Raw genomic sequence first — 16,246 nt, 5'->3', positions numbered from 1 at the left:
CAGGAGGAAGGGCTGTGCCCTTCCTCCTGGCGGGGTTTGGGGCGGATCCCTAATAAAATCTTTTTTCCCAATTTTTTTTATCCGAGAGTTAATGGACTGCCTCTTAAAAATTTTGGTCTTGATCATCGTTTGGGTCAATCTGTTCCAACAATTCTGAATTGTGCGCGATTTTTTTAACATAGCCAACCGATCATAAAACGGTCTGAACAAAAGTTGCCGTTCGATAGCTGTAACGAGAATCATGGCCCTTGAGAACGATCTATAGGAGTCCTTTCTTACTATCGCCCATCAACCTAAACGAACTGGTGACAATTGTCAATTAATTATTATCTTACATTGTTTCATGATTGACTTGCATATATTAAATATTATTAATTAATACTGCAATAATTTTGGAGACAGCATCCTGTTATTCTCCTGCATAGGGACTCATACCTGTACCATTTTTCCAAATCACCAAGGTCCTTGAAGCCAGCGGTTTGGGCCATGATCATTGGTCCGGCCAAGAGGAGGTAACGTCCATTCGGCCCGTTTGTAACAAATCGGATATGCGTGCAAAATTGCATAGGTTCCAGAATCATCAGGACAGATCGGCCCAAAGATGATCATGATCAGTCTTGGCAATGATCATTGTTTTTGCAATTCGTCCAGACAGTTTGAAACCAGCGCAACTGTGTGTTCATATCCAGTCTGTTGTGGACAGGTCGGGTGGGCGTCACCAAACCGTGGCCGACACAATCAGCATGGCCTCCACATGCAATACAGCCTGGATCATGATGTCGTCGCCTGTCAGGTTGGCGATTGAACTGTGATCTTTGAAACGCTTGGATTACCAGAACCGTGCCTGGAAAGAGGGTTCGTTGGCCAATTGGACTGTTTCACCCGATTGGACGATGAGGTAAAACCCGGCATTCATAACCTGACGATCCACACCTTGATCGATCACGATGCCGGCCATGGCTCCCATGACCCGCATATGTGCGTACATGGGGAAAAACTCCTTGAATTCAGCCACGCGCACGAGATGATCGCGCACGTCATCGTTCGTCAGTCGGCTTTTGACTTCGATGACCGCGACGGAGTCGGTGTTGGTTACCAGAAGATCGATTTGCATGTTGCGTCCACCGGGAAGACCAGCTTTCAAGTTGTGGTAAACCCGATGGATCGGAATTCCCCGTTCAGCAAACATGGTCTCGCAGGCCGGTGCCACCAAACCTTCTACAAACTCTCCCCAACGACCACCCAGGCTGCCGACCAGCGTTGTCACTTCCTTGATTTTTTTGTCAGTTTCCTGGAATTTCCGGTCAGTTTCCTGGAATTTCCGGTCAGTTTCCTGGAATTTCCGGTCAGTTTCTCTGAATCTCCGATCAGTTTCGGCACTGCTCTCCTGCAAGAATCGTCTGGTTTCCTGAAAATCGTGTTCCAGCTTGGCGTGCGATTCCTGGGATAGACGTCTGGCTTCCTGAATCTCGCGTTCCAGTCTGGCATCTGCCTCCTGGGAGAGTTGTCTGGCTTGCTGAAGATCGTGTTCTCGTCTGGCTTGAAACTTGTTGTCCGACTCCTGGAGCAGACGTCTTGTTTCTTGGAGATCGTGTTCCATCCTGATCTCTGCTTCCCGGAACAGCCGGTTGGTTTCCTGAAAGAGTTTCCAGATATCATCGATGGTCAGGGATTGGGACATGGAGTTTCTCCAGAATGGGGACAGCGGTATTCCTTGCATGCGGCGTATGCTCTCAAAAATTTTTATAATTGTCCAGGCACCCTGTTTGGCATGAAAGACAGTTTCAAGATTCTGAAAAGATTTATAAAACTCCGGAAAGGCGAAAACGCGCCTGCGTTGATAATCTTTAGTAATTTGTCCATATTTCAACATAATAACGTGAGACCCCTTCGGGTGCCAAATAACAAAACCAGATTTGATTGGGATACAAAAAGAGGCCTTGATCCCAATGGCACTTAAATAATCGAAAAATTGGTAACTATTCAGCACCCTTTCAAGAAAAGCCTGAATACGAAAGCCCTGGTCAGAGGGCTTCGCCCCGAACCCTACCAGGATTCCGTCCTGGACCTGTCCGGTCGCCAGCCTTCTGGACCCCGGTTTATTGCCGGATGATGAACAGTTACCGTTTTGAATGGGATGGCTGAATAGTTACAAGAAAATTCTTATTTAAGTGCCATTGGGGAAACAGGGTACCAGGTCGTCACCGGGGCATAAACCGGGACATAGACCGGATAATAGGCCAGGGTCGGCATAACCTGGACCAGAGGGGAGACAACCGGACGGGCGGCCTGTTCGTCGGCCAGGATCTGGGTATAATCTTCAGCCAGGACCGGGACCGGGCTGGTGACCAGGAAAAAGGCCACCAGCACGACCGGTTTGAAACGCCGGATCATAGAGAATAACCGGAAAAATGTCTCGCGGCGTTGCATACGTCTGCCTTTTGCCTGGAATCATCTGACCATGGAGTAAGGCGTGGCCAGATCGGGTTGATAAAGACCGGTGGTGGATGCAGGAGTCACCATCATGCCACCTGCCCCATGTGCCCCCATCGGCATGACCTGGGCACGCGGATATCCTGGACCATAATGCGTGTTGCCGACCACCAGAGGACCACCGCTCTCCGGTCCCCCCACAGCATAGGGGGCCGACATGCCGCTCGGATCCTGGTTGCTGTAGGCGGGATAATAGACCGACCCCATACTGACACCACCCCGGGCATTCGGACCGGAGACGCTGAGGGAGCCGACGGTCATGGCATCATCATCCCGGGCCATTGCTGCCGTCTGAGGAGTTTGTTGGGGACGGGCCATGGGTACCGAGGAATAGATCACAGCCTGAGGCGGTTTGTAATACATTTGGGCCGGCATGGTCTGATAGCCCGCCGCCATGGAGCCACCGGGTGCCGGATAGATGAAGGATTGCGGGGGAGGATAGGAATCCGGTCGTCCGGTATAGTAGACCGTCTGGGCTTCGGCGGGCTGGCTGTTGGCCGCCACCACGGCGGTTGCCAGAACGGCTCCCCCAAAAACGACCGCCGCCACACCGGCATCGGCCTGCACCGGGACCGGTCTGCCGAATCCGATACCTGCCAACACCGCAGCCCCGATCAGGACTGTCCCAACCCGTTTTTTGCCTGGCATTGTCGTCATGTCCATTCCCCTGTTCCTCGTGGCCCTTCTGCCGGCTTTGTTTCCGTACAGATCAAGTAAAATCGTCATGCACTCTCCCGGAAATGTTTTTATCGATAAATCACCACGGCCTGGGGTGTCACCACATCTTCCGGCAGCAGATCATCCCCTGCCGGAATGGTGGGTTGCACACGCACCCGGGCAGGCATGCCACCTCCAGCGGCAACCGGAACCGGTGCCATGACCGGCTGGGGCACCAAAACTTCCACCGGCGTGCGTCTGACATAGGGAACCGGCTGGTGAGGATTGTTCACCAAGGTTTGATAATCCCACAAACCACCCACGGAGGGATTTTTTTCCCACCAGTAATGAACCGGATTTTCATAACCGGTCTCGTAGAGCCAGGTCTTGACCCTGTTCAGGGTATAGCCGACCTGGACTGCGGGCTGGGGATACCACTCGGCCAGCGCCGTCCCGGCTCCCAGCAAGCCAGCCATGCCGATGGTCATGGCCGCCATCGCCCTGACCTGACCCATTTTTTTGCCTGCAATCCGTTTCATGCCGCACTCCCCTCTCCTGACAAACCTGCCGATGACCTGTTTTTCGGAGTTTTCCTGCCGCCACATCAGTGAATTATTTTTCACGGGCTGGTGCGTGTTGTGCGTGTGGAACAGGTGACTTGGCCTCTTTTTTGCCGCCGACATCTTCTACCACCTCAACCCCATCCGTTCCTCCCTGTTTGGCATGGGAAGGGGTGGGTGCCGCCGCATCCTTGCCTGCTCCAAACTTGCCCTTGGTGGTTGGTGGTGTCACGCCGGGTCCGGCAGTTGGCGGCACAACGCCGGCTTTGGCAGTTGGCGGGGCCACGCCGGGTCCGGCAGTTGGCGGTGTGACGCCGGCTTTGGCAGTTGGCGGTGTGACGCCGGCCTTGGCAGTTGACGGTGTGACGCCGGCCTTGGCAGTTGGCGGTGTGACGCCGGCCTTGGCAGTTGGCGGTGTGACGCCGGCTCCGGCAATTGGCGGTGCCACGCCGGCTCCGGCAGCAGGCGGTTCCAAACCGGCTCCGGCAGCAGGCCAACCACCCGGTGCATATGGAGAGGCAGACGGAAATAATTTTCCTTCAGGATCCGCAGCCCCAAACCCGGAAAGCGAAGGCGTGGTACCCGAAGGAAGAGTAGCCGGTGGGGCTGAAGCTGCATGCCCGGCAGCCGGCGGAGCAGCAACCGCATGCCCGACAGCCGGCTGGGCAGCGACTGGCGGAGCAGCAACCGCATACCCGGCAGACGGCGGGGCAGCGACTGGCGGAGCAGCAACCGCATGCCCGGCAGCCGGAGGCAGATCAACACCACCAAAAGATTGGGGAAAAGGCTCGACCAAACCGGAAACAGGCATCTCTCCTCCCGGTATATCCAAACCCTCTTCCCGCACTTCCCGCATTCTGGGAACGGTGGCAGATCTGGAGGGCTTGTAATCCTCTTCCATGAAATCCGGTTCACTCCCCCCGGCAGGAAATGGATAAACCGGCGTCACCCGTTCCACGATGGGCAACGGCGGCAGGGGACGCCAGACCCGTTGGGGCATCATGATGACATTGGGGGAGACCATCACCGGTTGATTGCTTCCCCTTTCCCATCCACCCGCCAGCATGACGGGCCGGGTCGAGGCAACCGTCCGGGTACTCGGACAGGGACGCAACAGTTCGGGTACACAGGAACTGGAAATGCGCACCACCTGTTCCGGAGTCCATTTGGATCGTCCGTCGGTGCTGTTTTCCGCAACAGGCACCGACAAACAGCCGGACAGCAGAGACAACCCCGCCAAACCTGCCGCCATGTGCAGGAATGTCCATGAACGACCTGGAAACGTGGGTAGATGATGCATGACATTCTCCTGGATACACGAGGTCGAGATGACCGCTTGGTCTGCCACTCCTCATCGGCAAAAAGTGACGGGGCATTGAGCCATTTCAGGAATATATCGGCGGGGTCCTGGGTGGCGTTCCAGACATAAGGGAATGCCATCGAAAGGAAGTTCTGTCGAAAAAACAATGTAAAACGGCTGGATGAAAGACTCCAGGCAGCCAATCTGTCATATTAGGAATGATAATTGCGTGAAACCCGAGTCAGGCAGCGTGCATGACGGCTTTCGCCAATGACAGACACCGAACGAACATCAAGTTGATATTATTTTGCACCAGGTTGAATTTTTTTTCTCAAGCATACGACCCGGGAGACCGATAAGGAGAACAGGGGATTTGTATTTTACATAACCGGTATTGGGCAGGAATCTGAAACCGCCCTGCCGTTTGACCGCCCCTGCCAGGTCAGAAACCGCCGCAGAAGGAACGTACAGATGCCGATCACGATCAACTCCAACATGGCCGCACTTCTGGCGATCAATGCGGTCAACAATACGACCAAGTCCCTGGCGACCAGCCTGCAAAGACTGGCCTCCGGGGTGCGCATCAACAGCGCCAAGGATGATCCGGGTGGTCTGGCCATTGCGTCAAAAATGATTTCCCAGATTCGCGGATCCAACCAGGCCCTGCGCAACACCAATGACGCCATATCTCTGACCCAGGTGGCTGACGATGCCATGGCAGAAACCACCTCCAACCTGCAACGCATGCGGGAACTGGCGGTCCAGGCCTCCAATGCCACCTATCTGACCGCTGACCGCGCCAACATGAACCTGGAATTCCAGTCACTCTCCTCGGAAATATTACGGGTGGCCCAGGAGACGAAATACAATTCCATTGGTCTGTTGATGGGCAGTTTCACCGGCAAAATGATCCAGATAGGCCCCATGAGTGGCGATCTGGTCTCTCTGACCTTTCTCAGCGCGACACCATCCGGAGTTGGCGTTTCCACCGATACCAGCCTGGGAGGCACGGATGGGACAGCGGCAACACTCGCCATCACCCTCGTGGACAACGCCATCACCAGTGTTTCCAACATCCGGGCCACGATTGGTGCCTTGCAAAGCCGCCTGTCATCCTCGGCATCCAACCTGACTTCTTACGCAGAAAACATGACCGTCGCCAATGGCAATGTCATGGATGCCGACATTTCTCTGGAAACCAGCAAACTCGCCCGCAATGCCATCCTGCAACAGATGGGGGTCGCCGTCATCGCCCAGGCCAACCTCCAGGCCAAACAAGTTCTGAATCTGTTGGGAGGGTCCTGAACTCGTTGGGAGGCGAATGAGTCTCACAAACTGGCGGCCAGTCGTCGGTGTTCCACCATGAGGCAGAGGTCCTGGGTGGTCAATAATCCGCCCTGGCGGGCAACGGCCATGGCCGCATCGTTGCGGATGCCGCTCTGCAACCAGAAATACCGGGCACCCCGCCGCACGGCAGCTTCGGCAATGGGGGGCGTATCTTCCGGGCGGCGGAACACATCGACGATATCAATCTTGATCTCCGCTGGAATGGCATCCAGAGAGTCATAGGACTCTTCATCCAATACCTTGCCACCTCCCGGACGCACCGGAATGATCCGATAGCCGGCCTTTTGCATGTAGGCAGCTACACGGTAGGAGGGGCGGTCGGCTTTCGGCGACAACCCCACCACGGCGATGGTGCGGGCCGCACGCAGCATATCGATCATGTCATTGTCGTTCATAATCATGGATTTACTATCCTCCAGGGCGATCAAGTGAAAACCAATTCCAAAATCGGGTGTCAATAACGGTGGTTTCTACGGGCAGGGCGTCTGTATAATGACGCTGTGACACCCTTCCCCACGCCATGCTGTCCCATTATGCAAAACCGGAAGGGTCTTGTCGTGGAATTATTCGTCACCCTTGCGGACCCTGACAGAGGAAGCATGCCGACCGAACCCTCCACACTCGAACGAGCCAGGGAAACCCTGCGTCTGGAAGCCGAAGAAATCCTGGCTGCGGCAGCCCGGCTCGATGCACGGTTTGAACAGAGTGTCGCCATTCTGTACAGTTGCCAGGGACGGGTGGTGGTCACCGGCATGGGAAAATCCGGTCTGATCGGCAAAAAAATTGCTGCCACGCTGGCCAGTACCGGAACTCCGGCATTTTTCTTGCATCCTGCTGAAGGGAGTCACGGCGATGTGGGCATGCTCACACCCAAGGACGTTGTCCTGGCCCTGTCCAACAGCGGTGACACCTGGGAAGTGGTGGCCCTGCTGCCGGTGATCAAACGCCTGGGCATTCCCCTGATTGCCCTGGTGGGACGCCAGGATTCCACCCTGGCCCGGGAGAGCCATGTCAGCCTGGATGTGGCGGTCAAACGCGAGGCCTGCCCCCTGAATCTGGCACCCACCTCGTCCACAACCGTTGCCCTGGCCATGGGCGATGCCCTGGCCGTGGCCCTGTTGCGCAAACGCGGTTTCAACTCCGAACAGTTTGCCGAACGCCATCCAGGCGGTGCCCTGGGAAAAAAATTGCTGCTGCGGGTCGCCGATCTGACCCACCAGGGAGAGCGCATCCCCCTGGTGAACGAAAACGATACCGTCCGGGATGCCCTGTTTGAAATGACCGCCAAACGCTTTGGCATGACGGGCGTCCGCGATGCGGCAGGTGATCTGTGTGGCATCATTACCGATGGAGATTTGCGACGGTGGCTGGAACGCGATGAACGACTGTTGCAACGCCAGGCAGGAGAGATCATGACCCGACATCCCAAATCCATAGGACCGGAAGCACTGGCCGTCGAGGCCGTCAAAATCATGGAAGAAAACAAAATCACCAGTCTGTTCGTGCGTCAGGGCACCGGCCCTCTGGTCGGCGTGATTCATCTGCACGACCTGTTGCAGGCAGGTTTGCTGTGAACGGCCCGTCGGCATGGTCAGCGTCGTTGCGGGAGCGGGCACAGCATATCCGCCTGGTGGTCATGGATGTCGATGGTGTCCTGACCGACGGCGGCATCTACTATCTGGATTGCGAGGGTACCGAAGCCAAACGGTTTCACGCCCGGGATGGTCTGGGCATCCGCCTCCTGCTGGAGTCGGGGCTGTTTGTAGGCTGGATCACAGCCAGACGCTCCGAACTCGTGCGCAAACGGGCTGCGGAACTGGGCATCTCCTTCCTGCACCAGGGAGCCACCGACAAATGGAGCTGCCTTCAGGATCGCCTGCGGGAAATGGGTTTGGACGCTGCTCGATGCGCCTACATGGGCGATGATCTGGTGGATCTGGCCGTCATGCATCAGGTAGGCCTGGCCGCAGCCCCGGGAGACGCCCATCCCGAAGCCATCCGGGCCGCCCATTGGGTGGCCGGGGTCGGCGGGGGTCGGGGGGCTGTGCGGGAGCTGATCGATGGCATCCTCCAGGTTCAGGGTCACTGGCCAGCCATCATGGCCCGCATGGCTGGAACCCGGACCGAACAATAAGGATCTCTGCCATGCCCAGACGCCACATGAAATATCTGTTTCTGGGCATTTCCCTGACAATCATGGGCGGATTGACCTGGCACTTGTCTTTCCAGGGAGGCTCCGTCCACGCTCCCTTGTCACAGACAGCTGCGTTTCCTCCTGAGCCACCGGGCACCACGTCCCCTGTCAGACAGGGTGTCAGGGCCGGTTCTGGTGCCGGGACAACTCCCCATACAAGTGCCCATGCAAATGCGCATGCCAGCGCAACCCCTGACGCTCACAATGAAGCCACGGCGACCGGCATTCACCTGGTCCAGGATGATGGACAACGCCAAAAATGGTCCCTGACTGCGGCCAGTGCCCAGAAACCAGACTCTGGACGCATCCTGGCCATGCAACCCCATCTGACCGTTTTTACCGAAAGCGGTACAGAGATCACCATCACCGCCCATAAGGGTACCTTCGACAATCAGAGCCGTGAAATGACCTTCATCGGCTCGGTCCATATCACCGATGGTGCCGATCTGCACCTGACAACCAGTCAATTGAGATATGACCCACAACAGCACCTGTTTGTGACAGATCGGTCTTTCCGGGCCACCGGCAGGGGAATCGAAGTGACTGGAACAGGTCTGGAAGTTTACCAGGATACGCAACAAATCAAAGTGTTGCAGCGAGTCAGGGCGGTTTTCCCTGACGGCTTTCACGATGCGGTTTAGCCATGCCACGGATGCGTTGGAATTTTCTTGTCTCTTTGTTGCTCCTGACCGGGGGCCTGCTCACCCGAGCAGGTGATGCTGCCCCGGCCCAGGACAAATCAGCCGAGCTTGTCATCACCTCGGATCGTCTGGAAATGGACGACAAAAACCGGGTCGCACTCTTTTCCGGTCACGTCCTGGCCATCGAAAAGGATATGCGTCTCTCTGCCGATCAGATGACCGTCTCCTACGCCTCTCCGAACAAGGGCGACAGCCGCCGGGTCAAGGTCCAGGAAGTCCAGGCCACCGGACATGTCGTCCTGGAACAGGCCGATTATCACGGCACCGCCGATGCAGCCATCTATAAAATGACCGCCCGCACCGTGGAACTGATCGGCAAGACCGGCCATGTGGTCGTCAAACAAGGCGACAATCGCCTCGAAGGCGAACGTATCCTGCTCACCCTGACCCCGGACCGCCGCCTGGAACGGATGGTGGTCAAAAGCGGTGGCAACAGACAGGTCAAGGCCTTCCTGTCCACCGTCCCCACGGAAACCAGATCCCCCACAGGTGGCACATCCCCAGCCACCCCCACGGAAACCAGATCCCCTCCAGGTGGCGCATCCCCGGCCACCCCCACGGAAACCAGAACCACACCGGGCGGGTCGCCATGATGCTTGCCACGCACGCCCCGGAAGTCAATCAAATCGATCCGAGATGCCTGGAGGCCCACGAAATCGGCAAAGGCTTCCGTGGCCGCATGGTGGTCAACGGCGTCAACATTCAGGTGGCCCCGGGAGAAGTGGTGGGTCTGCTCGGACCCAACGGTGCCGGCAAAACGACCACCTTTTACATGCTGGTTGGCCTGCTGGCCCCGGAAAAAGGGTCCATTCGCCTCGATGGGCGGGACATCACCCGGGAACCCATGTACCAGCGGGCACGGGCCGGCATCTCCTACCTGCCCCAGGAACCCTCGGTATTTCGCAAAATGTCCGTTCAGGACAATGTCCTGGCCATCCTGGAAACCCTGCCCATGACCCGGCAGGAACGTCTGGAACGCCTCGATTCACTGTTGACCGAACTGGGGGTGGCTCATTTGCGGCAGACCCACGGCTACGCCCTTTCCGGCGGTGAACGCCGCCGGGTGGAAGTGGCCCGGGCTCTGGCCATCCACCCCCGCTACATTCTGCTCGATGAACCCTTTGCAGGCGTGGATCCACTGGCCGTCGGCGATATACAATCCATCGTCCGGCACCTGAAGAGCCGGGAGATCGGCGTGTTGATCACCGATCACAACGTGCGCGAAACCCTGGGAATCTGTGACCGCGCCTATATACTCTCCGATGGCCGCGTTCTGGCCGCCGGCACCCCCGCGCAGGTCGTCGATGATGCCCAGGTCAGAAAATTGTATCTGGGAGAGTCCTTTCAACTGTAAAATTCCACCATCCGGGTGGATTGCAACACGTTTTTCAGGCAGTATGACCGGAGAGTACACTCGTCAACCATTCACGATCAGGTAGGGGCAAGATCCATGGCGCTGGGATTGGAACTGAAACTTCGGATGGGCTTGCAACTGGTGATGACACCACAGTTGCAGATGGCCATTCGGCTGTTGCAGATGTCCAGTATGGATTTGGCCGAATATCTGCAAGAAGAACTGGAACGCAACCCCCTCCTGGAAAGAGTCGAAGAGGGAGCCGACGAAGGGTCCGGCAACGATCTGAACCTCGAAGGCGACAGGGCCAGCGGCGACACCTCCGGCGATATCCTCCCGGATGACATGATGCTGGCACGCCCGCAATCCGAATCCCTGCTGGAAGGCCTGCCCACCGAAGGCAAGGAAGGCCAACTCGATGCCGACCTCCCGGTCGATGCCTCCTGGTCCGACATCTACGCCGATGCCCCCGCCTTCGAACACGACCCCAACAACAGCAACAGCAGCGAAGCACCCCCCCTGGAAAATACCCTGGTCCGCTCCAAAACCCTGGCGGATCACCTCATGTGGCAGTTGGGTCTCTCGGCCATCTCGGAAAAAGAGCAGGTCATCGGCACCGCCCTGATCGATGGCATCGACGACAATGGCTACCTGGTCGGCGACCTGGAAAGTTTCGCCGAAATGTCCGGCTATGACGTGGAAGAGGTCGAAGATGCCCTGATCCTGGTGCAATCCTTCGAACCCGCCGGCGTCGGTGCCCGCAATCTGGCCGAATGTCTGCGGTTGCAGCTCAAGAATCTGGGCATGGCCCACACCCCCTATACCGATCTCCTGGACCACCTGGACGATCTGGGTCGCCGCGATTTTCGCAAACTGGCCCGCATCCTGAAACTGGATGAACATGATCTCGCCGATGCCGTCTCGGTCATCCACTCGTTGAACCCCAAACCGGGTCTCGCCTTCGGCAGCGACAATGCCGGCTATGTGGCACCCGATGTCTTCGTGCGCAAAATCAACGGTGAATGGGTGGTCGAAGTCAATCCCGAAACCGTCCCCAAATTGCGCCTCAATAAATATTATCAGGACGCCATGGATGGACGCCTCTCCCCCCAGGACAAGCGCTTCCTGGCCGAAAATGCCCGCTCCGCCCAATGGCTGATCAAAAGCCTGGAACAACGCTCCAGCACCATCTTCCGTGTCGCCGAAAGCATCGTGCGCTTCCAGAAGGATTTTCTGGAATATGGCCAGGAACACCTCAAACCCCTTATTCTCAAACATGTCGCCGAGGATGTCGGCGTCCATGAATCCACCACCTCACGGGTGACCAGCAATAAATACATGCATACCCCCCGGGGTATCTTTGAATTGAAATATTTCTTCTCCTCTTCTCTGGCGTCGAACGATTCGGACGAAACCCACTCCTCGGAAGCGGTCAAATACAAGATTCGCAAACTCGTGGAAAGCGAATCGGCTCGCCGCCCGTTTTCGGACGAAAAAATTGCCAAACATCTGGAAGAGCAAGGAATTGTCGTGGCCCGCCGGACCGTGGCAAAATACCGGGAGGCCATGGGAATCCCTTCCTCGTCACGCCGCAAGCAAATATCCAATTGACCATGCGCATGTCGCTTTTCCTCAAGGAGACCCGCGTCATCCTGGAACTGGATAAAACCGACAAGGATGGGGTTCTCACCCAGCTTGCCGGAGTCCTGGCCGCCGATATTTCGGGGACCAGACCCAGGCGCATCCTGGATATTTTTTGGGAACGCGAACGTCTGGGCAGCACCGGTATCGGGCAGGGAATTGCCGTTCCCCATGGTCGCCTGCCCGGCCTGCCCGCTCCCATCGCCGCCATGGGTCGCTCCCGGGGTGGCGTGGAGTTTGCCGCCATGGATGGACAACCCGTCCATCTGGTGATGGCCCTGCTTTTTCCGCCAGAAGCCCACGAAACCCACTTGCAGGCCCTGGCCACCGTCACCCGTCTGCTGCGGCAACCCCACTCCCACCGCCGTCTCATGCTCGCCATGGACCGGGAGTCCCTGTACCAGGCAGCCCTCCTGACACCGGATTCGCCGTGACGACGCCTCTTCTTGCCCATATTGTCCTGGTGACAGGTCTCTCCGGGGCCGGACGCTCCAGTGCCCTGAAATATCTGGAGGACCTTGGTTTCAGTTGGGTGGACAATCTCCCCATGGCCAAGATTCCCCTCTACCTGGACCATCTGACACCCACCGAACGCCAGCGCTGCCAACGCCTCGCCATCGGTGTCCACATGCGGGACGATCAGGAGTGCCCCCTGCACTTCCGGGCGTGTCTGGACCAGATTCGCCAGCGGGTGATCCGCCTGGAAACGCTCTTTCTGGAATCCAATGGCCAGGTGTTGATCCGCCGCTATCGCGAAACCCGCCGCCGCCATCCGCTCGCCAGCAACTGCACCGTCCAGGAGGCCGTCGCGCTGGATATCGAACGCCTGGGAGAAGTGCGCGCCCTGTCGGATCTGATCATCGATACTTCCCTGTTGACCATTCCCCAGCTCAAGGATCGTCTGCACAATCTGTTTCAAACCACAACCGACCCCCTCGATCCCCTGGTGTTCATCCGCTCGTTCGGCTTCAAATACGGTTCCAATACCGATGCCGACATGGTCCTCGATGGCCGGTTTCTCGCCAATCCCCATTATGATCCCAACCTGCGCCCCCTCTCCGGCCTCGATCCGGAGGTGCGCGGATTCCTGGAAAAAGATGGCGAAGCCCTGGAATTCCTGGCCCGCCTGCAAAGTTTGTTCGACTATCTCCTGCCACGCTATGGCAAGGAAAAAAAACGCTACTTTACCGTGGACATCGGCTGTACCGGTGGACGCCACCGTTCTGTCTACCTGGCCGATACCCTGGGCAAACGGTTGCAACAACAAGGATATCGGGTCCTGGTCCGCCATCGGGACCTGGAAGAAAGTCACCCGTAGCAGAATTCTCTTTGCCGCCCGCAGTGGGGTTGGCATAATGATCAGGTTGGAAAACCATGGCCCCTGGGCCGATTTTTTTTGGAGACGACACGCATGTCACGTAATTATTTGTTTACGTCAGAGTCCGTATCCGAGGGTCACCCCGACAAGGTTGCGGATCAAATTTCTGATGCAGTTCTGGACGCCTGTCTGACAGGCGATCCCCGCAGCCGGGTGGCCTGCGAAACCCTGATCACCACCGGCATGGTGGTGATCGCCGGTGAAATCACCACCCAGTCCGTCGTGGATTATACCGGTGTCACCCGCAAGACCATCGCCGAAATCGGCTACAACTCCGCCGACAAGATGGGCTTCGACTACAACACCTGCTCGGTTCTGGTCAGCCTGGACAAACAGTCTGCCGACATTGCCCAGGGCGTGGACCGCTCCTCGGAACTCGATCAGGGTGCCGGCGACCAGGGCCTGATGTTCGGCTATGCCTGCGACGAAACCCCGGTTCTCATGCCGGCCCCCATCTACTATGCCCATCGCCTGATGGAAAAACAGGCCGCCGTGCGCCGTTCCGGGCGTTTCCCCTGGCTCCGCCCGGACGCCAAATCCCAGGTGACCATCCGCTATGAAGAGGGTCGCCCCCAGGCCATCGAGGCCGTCGTGGTCTCCACCCAGCACGGCCCGGAAATTTCCCACGAAGACCTGCGCCAGGCGGTCATCGAAGAGATCATCAAACCCACCCTCCCCGCCAACCTGGTCAAAGGCAATATTGAGTATTATGTCAACCCCACCGGACGGTTCGTCATTGGCGGCCCGGTCGGCGACTGCGGCCTGACCGGACGCAAGATCATCGTCGATACCTACGGCGGCATGGGCCATCACGGCGGCGGGGCCTTTTCGGGCAAGGATCCCTCCAAGGTGGACCGCTCCTCGGCCTACATGGGACGCTATCTGGCCAAAAACATTGTCGCCGCCGGTCTGGCATCCCGTTGCGAAATCCAGGTGGCCTATGCCATCGGTGTGGCCAAGCCGGTCTCCATGATGGTGCAAACCTTCGGCACCGGACGCCTCCCCGATGAACGGATCGAACAGCTCGTGCTGCAAGTCTTCGATCTGCGACCCCGCGCCATCATCCGTCACCTGAATCTGCTGCGACCCATCTATCGCAAAACCGCAGCCTACGGTCACTTTGGCCGCGAAGATCCCGATTTCACCTGGGAACGCACCGACAAGGCCGAAGAGCTGAAAAAAGCGGCGGGTCAATGAGTGTCTGAATAAAATGAGTGTCTGAAAAAAGGGAGTTTTTCATGAGCAGAGCAGCAGCCACGAAACTGGCAGCCGTGACCACGGCGGGAGATTACAAGGTCGCGGACATTTCCCAGGCGGCCTGGGGTCGCAAGGAAATCGCCATTGCCGAAACCGAAATGCCCGGCCTGATGTCGGTCCGGGCCGAATTCAAGAATCAGCAGCCACTGGCAGGAGCGCGGATTGTCGGCTGCCTGCACATGACCATCCAGACCGCCGTGCTGATTGAAACCCTGGTGGCCCTGGGCGCCGAAGTGCGTTGGTCTTCCTGCAACATTTTTTCCACCCAGGACCATGCCGCCGCCGCCATTGCCGCCGCCGGCATTCCGGTCTTTGCCTGGAAAGGCGAGACCGAAGAGGAGTTCTGGTGGTGTATCGATCAAACCATCCAGGGACCCAACGGCTGGGTCCCCAACATGATTCTCGATGATGGCGGCGATGTCACCCTGGTGTTGCACCGGCCCGAACATGCCGCCATCCTCAAACAAATCCGGGGGCTTTCCGAAGAGACCACCACCGGGGTGCATCGTCTGTACGAAATGATGCAAAAGGGAACCTTGAAAGTCCCTGCCTTCAATGTCAACGACTCGGTGACCAAGTCCAAGTTCGACAACCTCTATGGCTGTCGGGAATCCCTGGTGGACGGCATCAAACGGGCCACCGATGTCATGATTGCCGGCAAGATTGCCGTGGTCTGCGGATATGGGGATGTCGGCAAGGGGTGTGCCCAATCCCTGCGCGGTTTGGGGGCCACGGTCTGGGTGACCGAAATCGATCCCATCTGTGCCTTGCAGGCCACCATGGAGGGGTATCGGGTGGTCACCATGGATGATGTCGCCGACCAGGGGGATATCTTCGTCACCGCCACCGGCAATGTGGACATCATCACCCGGGCCCACATGGAACGGATGAAAAACCAGGCCATTGTCTGCAATATCGGTCATTTCGACTCGGAAATCGATATTGCCAGCGTCCGCAATCTGACCTGGGAAAACATCAAACCCCAGGTGGATCACGTCATCTTCCCGGATGGCAAGCGGATCATCATTCTGGCCGAGGGGCGTCTGGTCAATCTCGGCTGTGCCACGGGACATCCGAGTTATGTGATGTCCAACTCCTTTACCAACCAGGTTCTGGCCCAGATCGAGTTGTGGACCAATCCGGGCAAATATCCCATCGGCGTCCATGTCCTGCCGAAGCATCTAGATGAAAAGGTGGCCCGGCTGCACCTGGACAAACTGGGGGCCAGATTGACCCGGCTCAGCGCAAAACAGGCCCAATACATCGGGGTTTCTGCCGATGGTCCTTTCAAGTCGGCCTGGTATCGGTACTAAAGAAACGTCTAAAAGACTGGGATGGGGGTCCAGGGGGAAGGGCTGCGCCCT

At 57.6% G+C, this 16,246-nt stretch carries 17 protein-coding genes; 11 read left to right on the top strand and 6 right to left on the bottom strand.

Going from position 1 to position 16,246, the window contains the following annotated elements:
• Nucleotides 1-829 precede the first annotated feature (829 nt).
• The 5 genes from HQL65_02750 to HQL65_02730 form a co-directional block, all read right to left on the bottom strand.
• A complete protein-coding gene (locus HQL65_02750; GenBank protein ID MBF0135132.1) occupies nt 830-1,681 on the bottom strand; it encodes a hypothetical protein in 852 nt (283 codons plus the stop codon).
• Nucleotides 1,682-2,163: 482 nt separating this feature from the next.
• The gene (locus tag HQL65_02745; GenBank protein MBF0135131.1) at nt 2,164-2,394 is read right to left on the bottom strand and encodes a hypothetical protein; all 231 of its coding nucleotides are present in this window, start codon (nt 2,392-2,394) and stop codon (nt 2,164-2,166) included.
• A gap of 57 nt (nt 2,395-2,451) precedes the next feature.
• Entirely contained in the window at nt 2,452-3,150 is a 699-nt protein-coding gene (locus HQL65_02740) for a hypothetical protein (protein MBF0135130.1), read from the bottom strand.
• Between the two features lie 89 nt (nt 3,151-3,239).
• A complete protein-coding gene (locus tag HQL65_02735) occupies nt 3,240-3,689 on the bottom strand; it encodes a hypothetical protein (GenBank protein ID MBF0135129.1) in 450 nt (149 codons plus the stop codon).
• A 73-nt stretch (nt 3,690-3,762) separates the two neighbouring features.
• Complete coding sequence (locus HQL65_02730) at nt 3,763-5,010, bottom strand: hypothetical protein (GenBank protein MBF0135128.1); 1,248 nt, start codon at nt 5,008-5,010, stop codon at nt 3,763-3,765.
• Between the two features lie 471 nt (nt 5,011-5,481).
• Between HQL65_02730 and HQL65_02725 the strand changes: the two genes are divergently transcribed.
• Complete coding sequence (locus HQL65_02725) at nt 5,482-6,315, top strand: flagellin FliC (protein MBF0135127.1); 834 nt, start codon at nt 5,482-5,484, stop codon at nt 6,313-6,315.
• A gap of 23 nt (nt 6,316-6,338) precedes the next feature.
• On the opposite strand, the gene HQL65_02720 is transcribed toward HQL65_02725, so the two are convergent.
• Nucleotides 6,339-6,752, bottom strand: a complete 414-nt coding sequence (locus tag HQL65_02720; protein ID MBF0135126.1) for a CoA-binding protein — start codon at nt 6,750-6,752, stop codon at nt 6,339-6,341.
• A 204-nt stretch (nt 6,753-6,956) separates the two neighbouring features.
• Here HQL65_02720 and HQL65_02715 point away from each other — a divergent pair, with 204 nt between their 5' ends.
• The 10 genes from HQL65_02715 (at nt 6,957) to HQL65_02670 (ending at nt 16,195) form a co-directional block, all read left to right on the top strand.
• Nucleotides 6,957-7,931, top strand: a complete 975-nt coding sequence (locus HQL65_02715; protein ID MBF0135125.1) for a KpsF/GutQ family sugar-phosphate isomerase — start codon at nt 6,957-6,959, stop codon at nt 7,929-7,931.
• A gap of 62 nt (nt 7,932-7,993) precedes the next feature.
• Entirely contained in the window at nt 7,994-8,491 is a 498-nt protein-coding gene (locus HQL65_02710; GenBank protein MBF0135124.1) for an HAD hydrolase family protein, read from the top strand.
• 11 nt (nt 8,492-8,502) lie between these two features.
• Nucleotides 8,503-9,192 carry an LPS export ABC transporter periplasmic protein LptC gene (gene lptC / locus HQL65_02705; protein ID MBF0135123.1) on the top strand — a complete coding sequence of 230 codons (690 nt, stop codon included), beginning with the start codon at nt 8,503-8,505 and terminating at the stop codon, nt 9,190-9,192.
• 2 nt (nt 9,193-9,194) lie between these two features.
• A complete protein-coding gene (locus tag HQL65_02700; GenBank protein ID MBF0135122.1) occupies nt 9,195-9,845 on the top strand; it encodes an LptA/OstA family protein in 651 nt (216 codons plus the stop codon).
• Nucleotides 9,845-10,606 carry an LPS export ABC transporter ATP-binding protein gene (lptB, locus tag HQL65_02695; protein MBF0135121.1) on the top strand — a complete coding sequence of 254 codons (762 nt, stop codon included), beginning with the start codon at nt 9,845-9,847 and terminating at the stop codon, nt 10,604-10,606. The genes HQL65_02700 and lptB overlap by 1 nt, the downstream gene beginning before the upstream one ends.
• A 96-nt stretch (nt 10,607-10,702) precedes the next feature.
• The gene (locus HQL65_02690) at nt 10,703-12,217 is read left to right on the top strand and encodes an RNA polymerase factor sigma-54 (protein ID MBF0135120.1); all 1,515 of its coding nucleotides are present in this window, start codon (nt 10,703-10,705) and stop codon (nt 12,215-12,217) included.
• Nucleotides 12,214-12,681, top strand: a complete 468-nt coding sequence (locus HQL65_02685; GenBank protein MBF0135119.1) for a PTS sugar transporter subunit IIA — start codon at nt 12,214-12,216, stop codon at nt 12,679-12,681. Before HQL65_02690 ends, HQL65_02685 begins: the two co-directional genes overlap by 4 nt.
• Nucleotides 12,678-13,565, top strand: a complete 888-nt coding sequence (rapZ, locus tag HQL65_02680) for an RNase adapter RapZ (protein ID MBF0135118.1) — start codon at nt 12,678-12,680, stop codon at nt 13,563-13,565. Before HQL65_02685 ends, rapZ begins: the two co-directional genes overlap by 4 nt.
• A gap of 93 nt (nt 13,566-13,658) precedes the next feature.
• The gene (locus tag HQL65_02675) at nt 13,659-14,822 is read left to right on the top strand and encodes a methionine adenosyltransferase (protein ID MBF0135117.1); all 1,164 of its coding nucleotides are present in this window, start codon (nt 13,659-13,661) and stop codon (nt 14,820-14,822) included.
• Nucleotides 14,823-14,863: 41 nt separating this feature from the next.
• A complete protein-coding gene (locus HQL65_02670) occupies nt 14,864-16,195 on the top strand; it encodes an adenosylhomocysteinase (protein ID MBF0135116.1) in 1,332 nt (443 codons plus the stop codon).
• The last annotated feature ends 51 nt before the right edge of the window (nt 16,196-16,246 follow it).

The organism is Magnetococcales bacterium, assembly GCA_015228935.1.
Lineage (GTDB): Bacteria > Pseudomonadota > Magnetococcia > Magnetococcales > DC0425bin3 > HA3dbin3.
Note: the sequence above shows the minus strand (reverse complement) of the source record. Positions and strands in the feature narration are given on the sequence as shown.

Coding starts and splice junctions, on each gene's coding strand:
- HQL65_02750 (MBF0135132.1), bottom strand. CDS start 1,681: ATGTCCCAATCCCTGACCATCGATGATATCTGGAAACTCTTTCAGGAA.
- HQL65_02745 (MBF0135131.1), bottom strand. CDS start 2,394: ATGATCCGGCGTTTCAAACCGGTCGTGCTGGTGGCCTTTTTCCTGGTC.
- HQL65_02740 (MBF0135130.1), bottom strand. CDS start 3,150: ATGACGACAATGCCAGGCAAAAAACGGGTTGGGACAGTCCTGATCGGG.
- HQL65_02735 (MBF0135129.1), bottom strand. CDS start 3,689: ATGAAACGGATTGCAGGCAAAAAAATGGGTCAGGTCAGGGCGATGGCG.
- HQL65_02730 (MBF0135128.1), bottom strand. CDS start 5,010: ATGCATCATCTACCCACGTTTCCAGGTCGTTCATGGACATTCCTGCAC.
- HQL65_02725 (MBF0135127.1), top strand. CDS start 5,482: ATGCCGATCACGATCAACTCCAACATGGCCGCACTTCTGGCGATCAAT.
- HQL65_02720 (MBF0135126.1), bottom strand. CDS start 6,752: ATGAACGACAATGACATGATCGATATGCTGCGTGCGGCCCGCACCATC.
- HQL65_02715 (MBF0135125.1), top strand. CDS start 6,957: ATGCCGACCGAACCCTCCACACTCGAACGAGCCAGGGAAACCCTGCGT.
- HQL65_02710 (MBF0135124.1), top strand. CDS start 7,994: ATGGATGTCGATGGTGTCCTGACCGACGGCGGCATCTACTATCTGGAT.
- lptC (MBF0135123.1), top strand. CDS start 8,503: ATGCCCAGACGCCACATGAAATATCTGTTTCTGGGCATTTCCCTGACA.
- HQL65_02700 (MBF0135122.1), top strand. CDS start 9,195: ATGCCACGGATGCGTTGGAATTTTCTTGTCTCTTTGTTGCTCCTGACC.
- lptB (MBF0135121.1), top strand. CDS start 9,845: ATGCTTGCCACGCACGCCCCGGAAGTCAATCAAATCGATCCGAGATGC.
- HQL65_02690 (MBF0135120.1), top strand. CDS start 10,703: ATGGCGCTGGGATTGGAACTGAAACTTCGGATGGGCTTGCAACTGGTG.
- HQL65_02675 (MBF0135117.1), top strand. CDS start 13,659: ATGTCACGTAATTATTTGTTTACGTCAGAGTCCGTATCCGAGGGTCAC.
- HQL65_02670 (MBF0135116.1), top strand. CDS start 14,864: ATGAGCAGAGCAGCAGCCACGAAACTGGCAGCCGTGACCACGGCGGGA.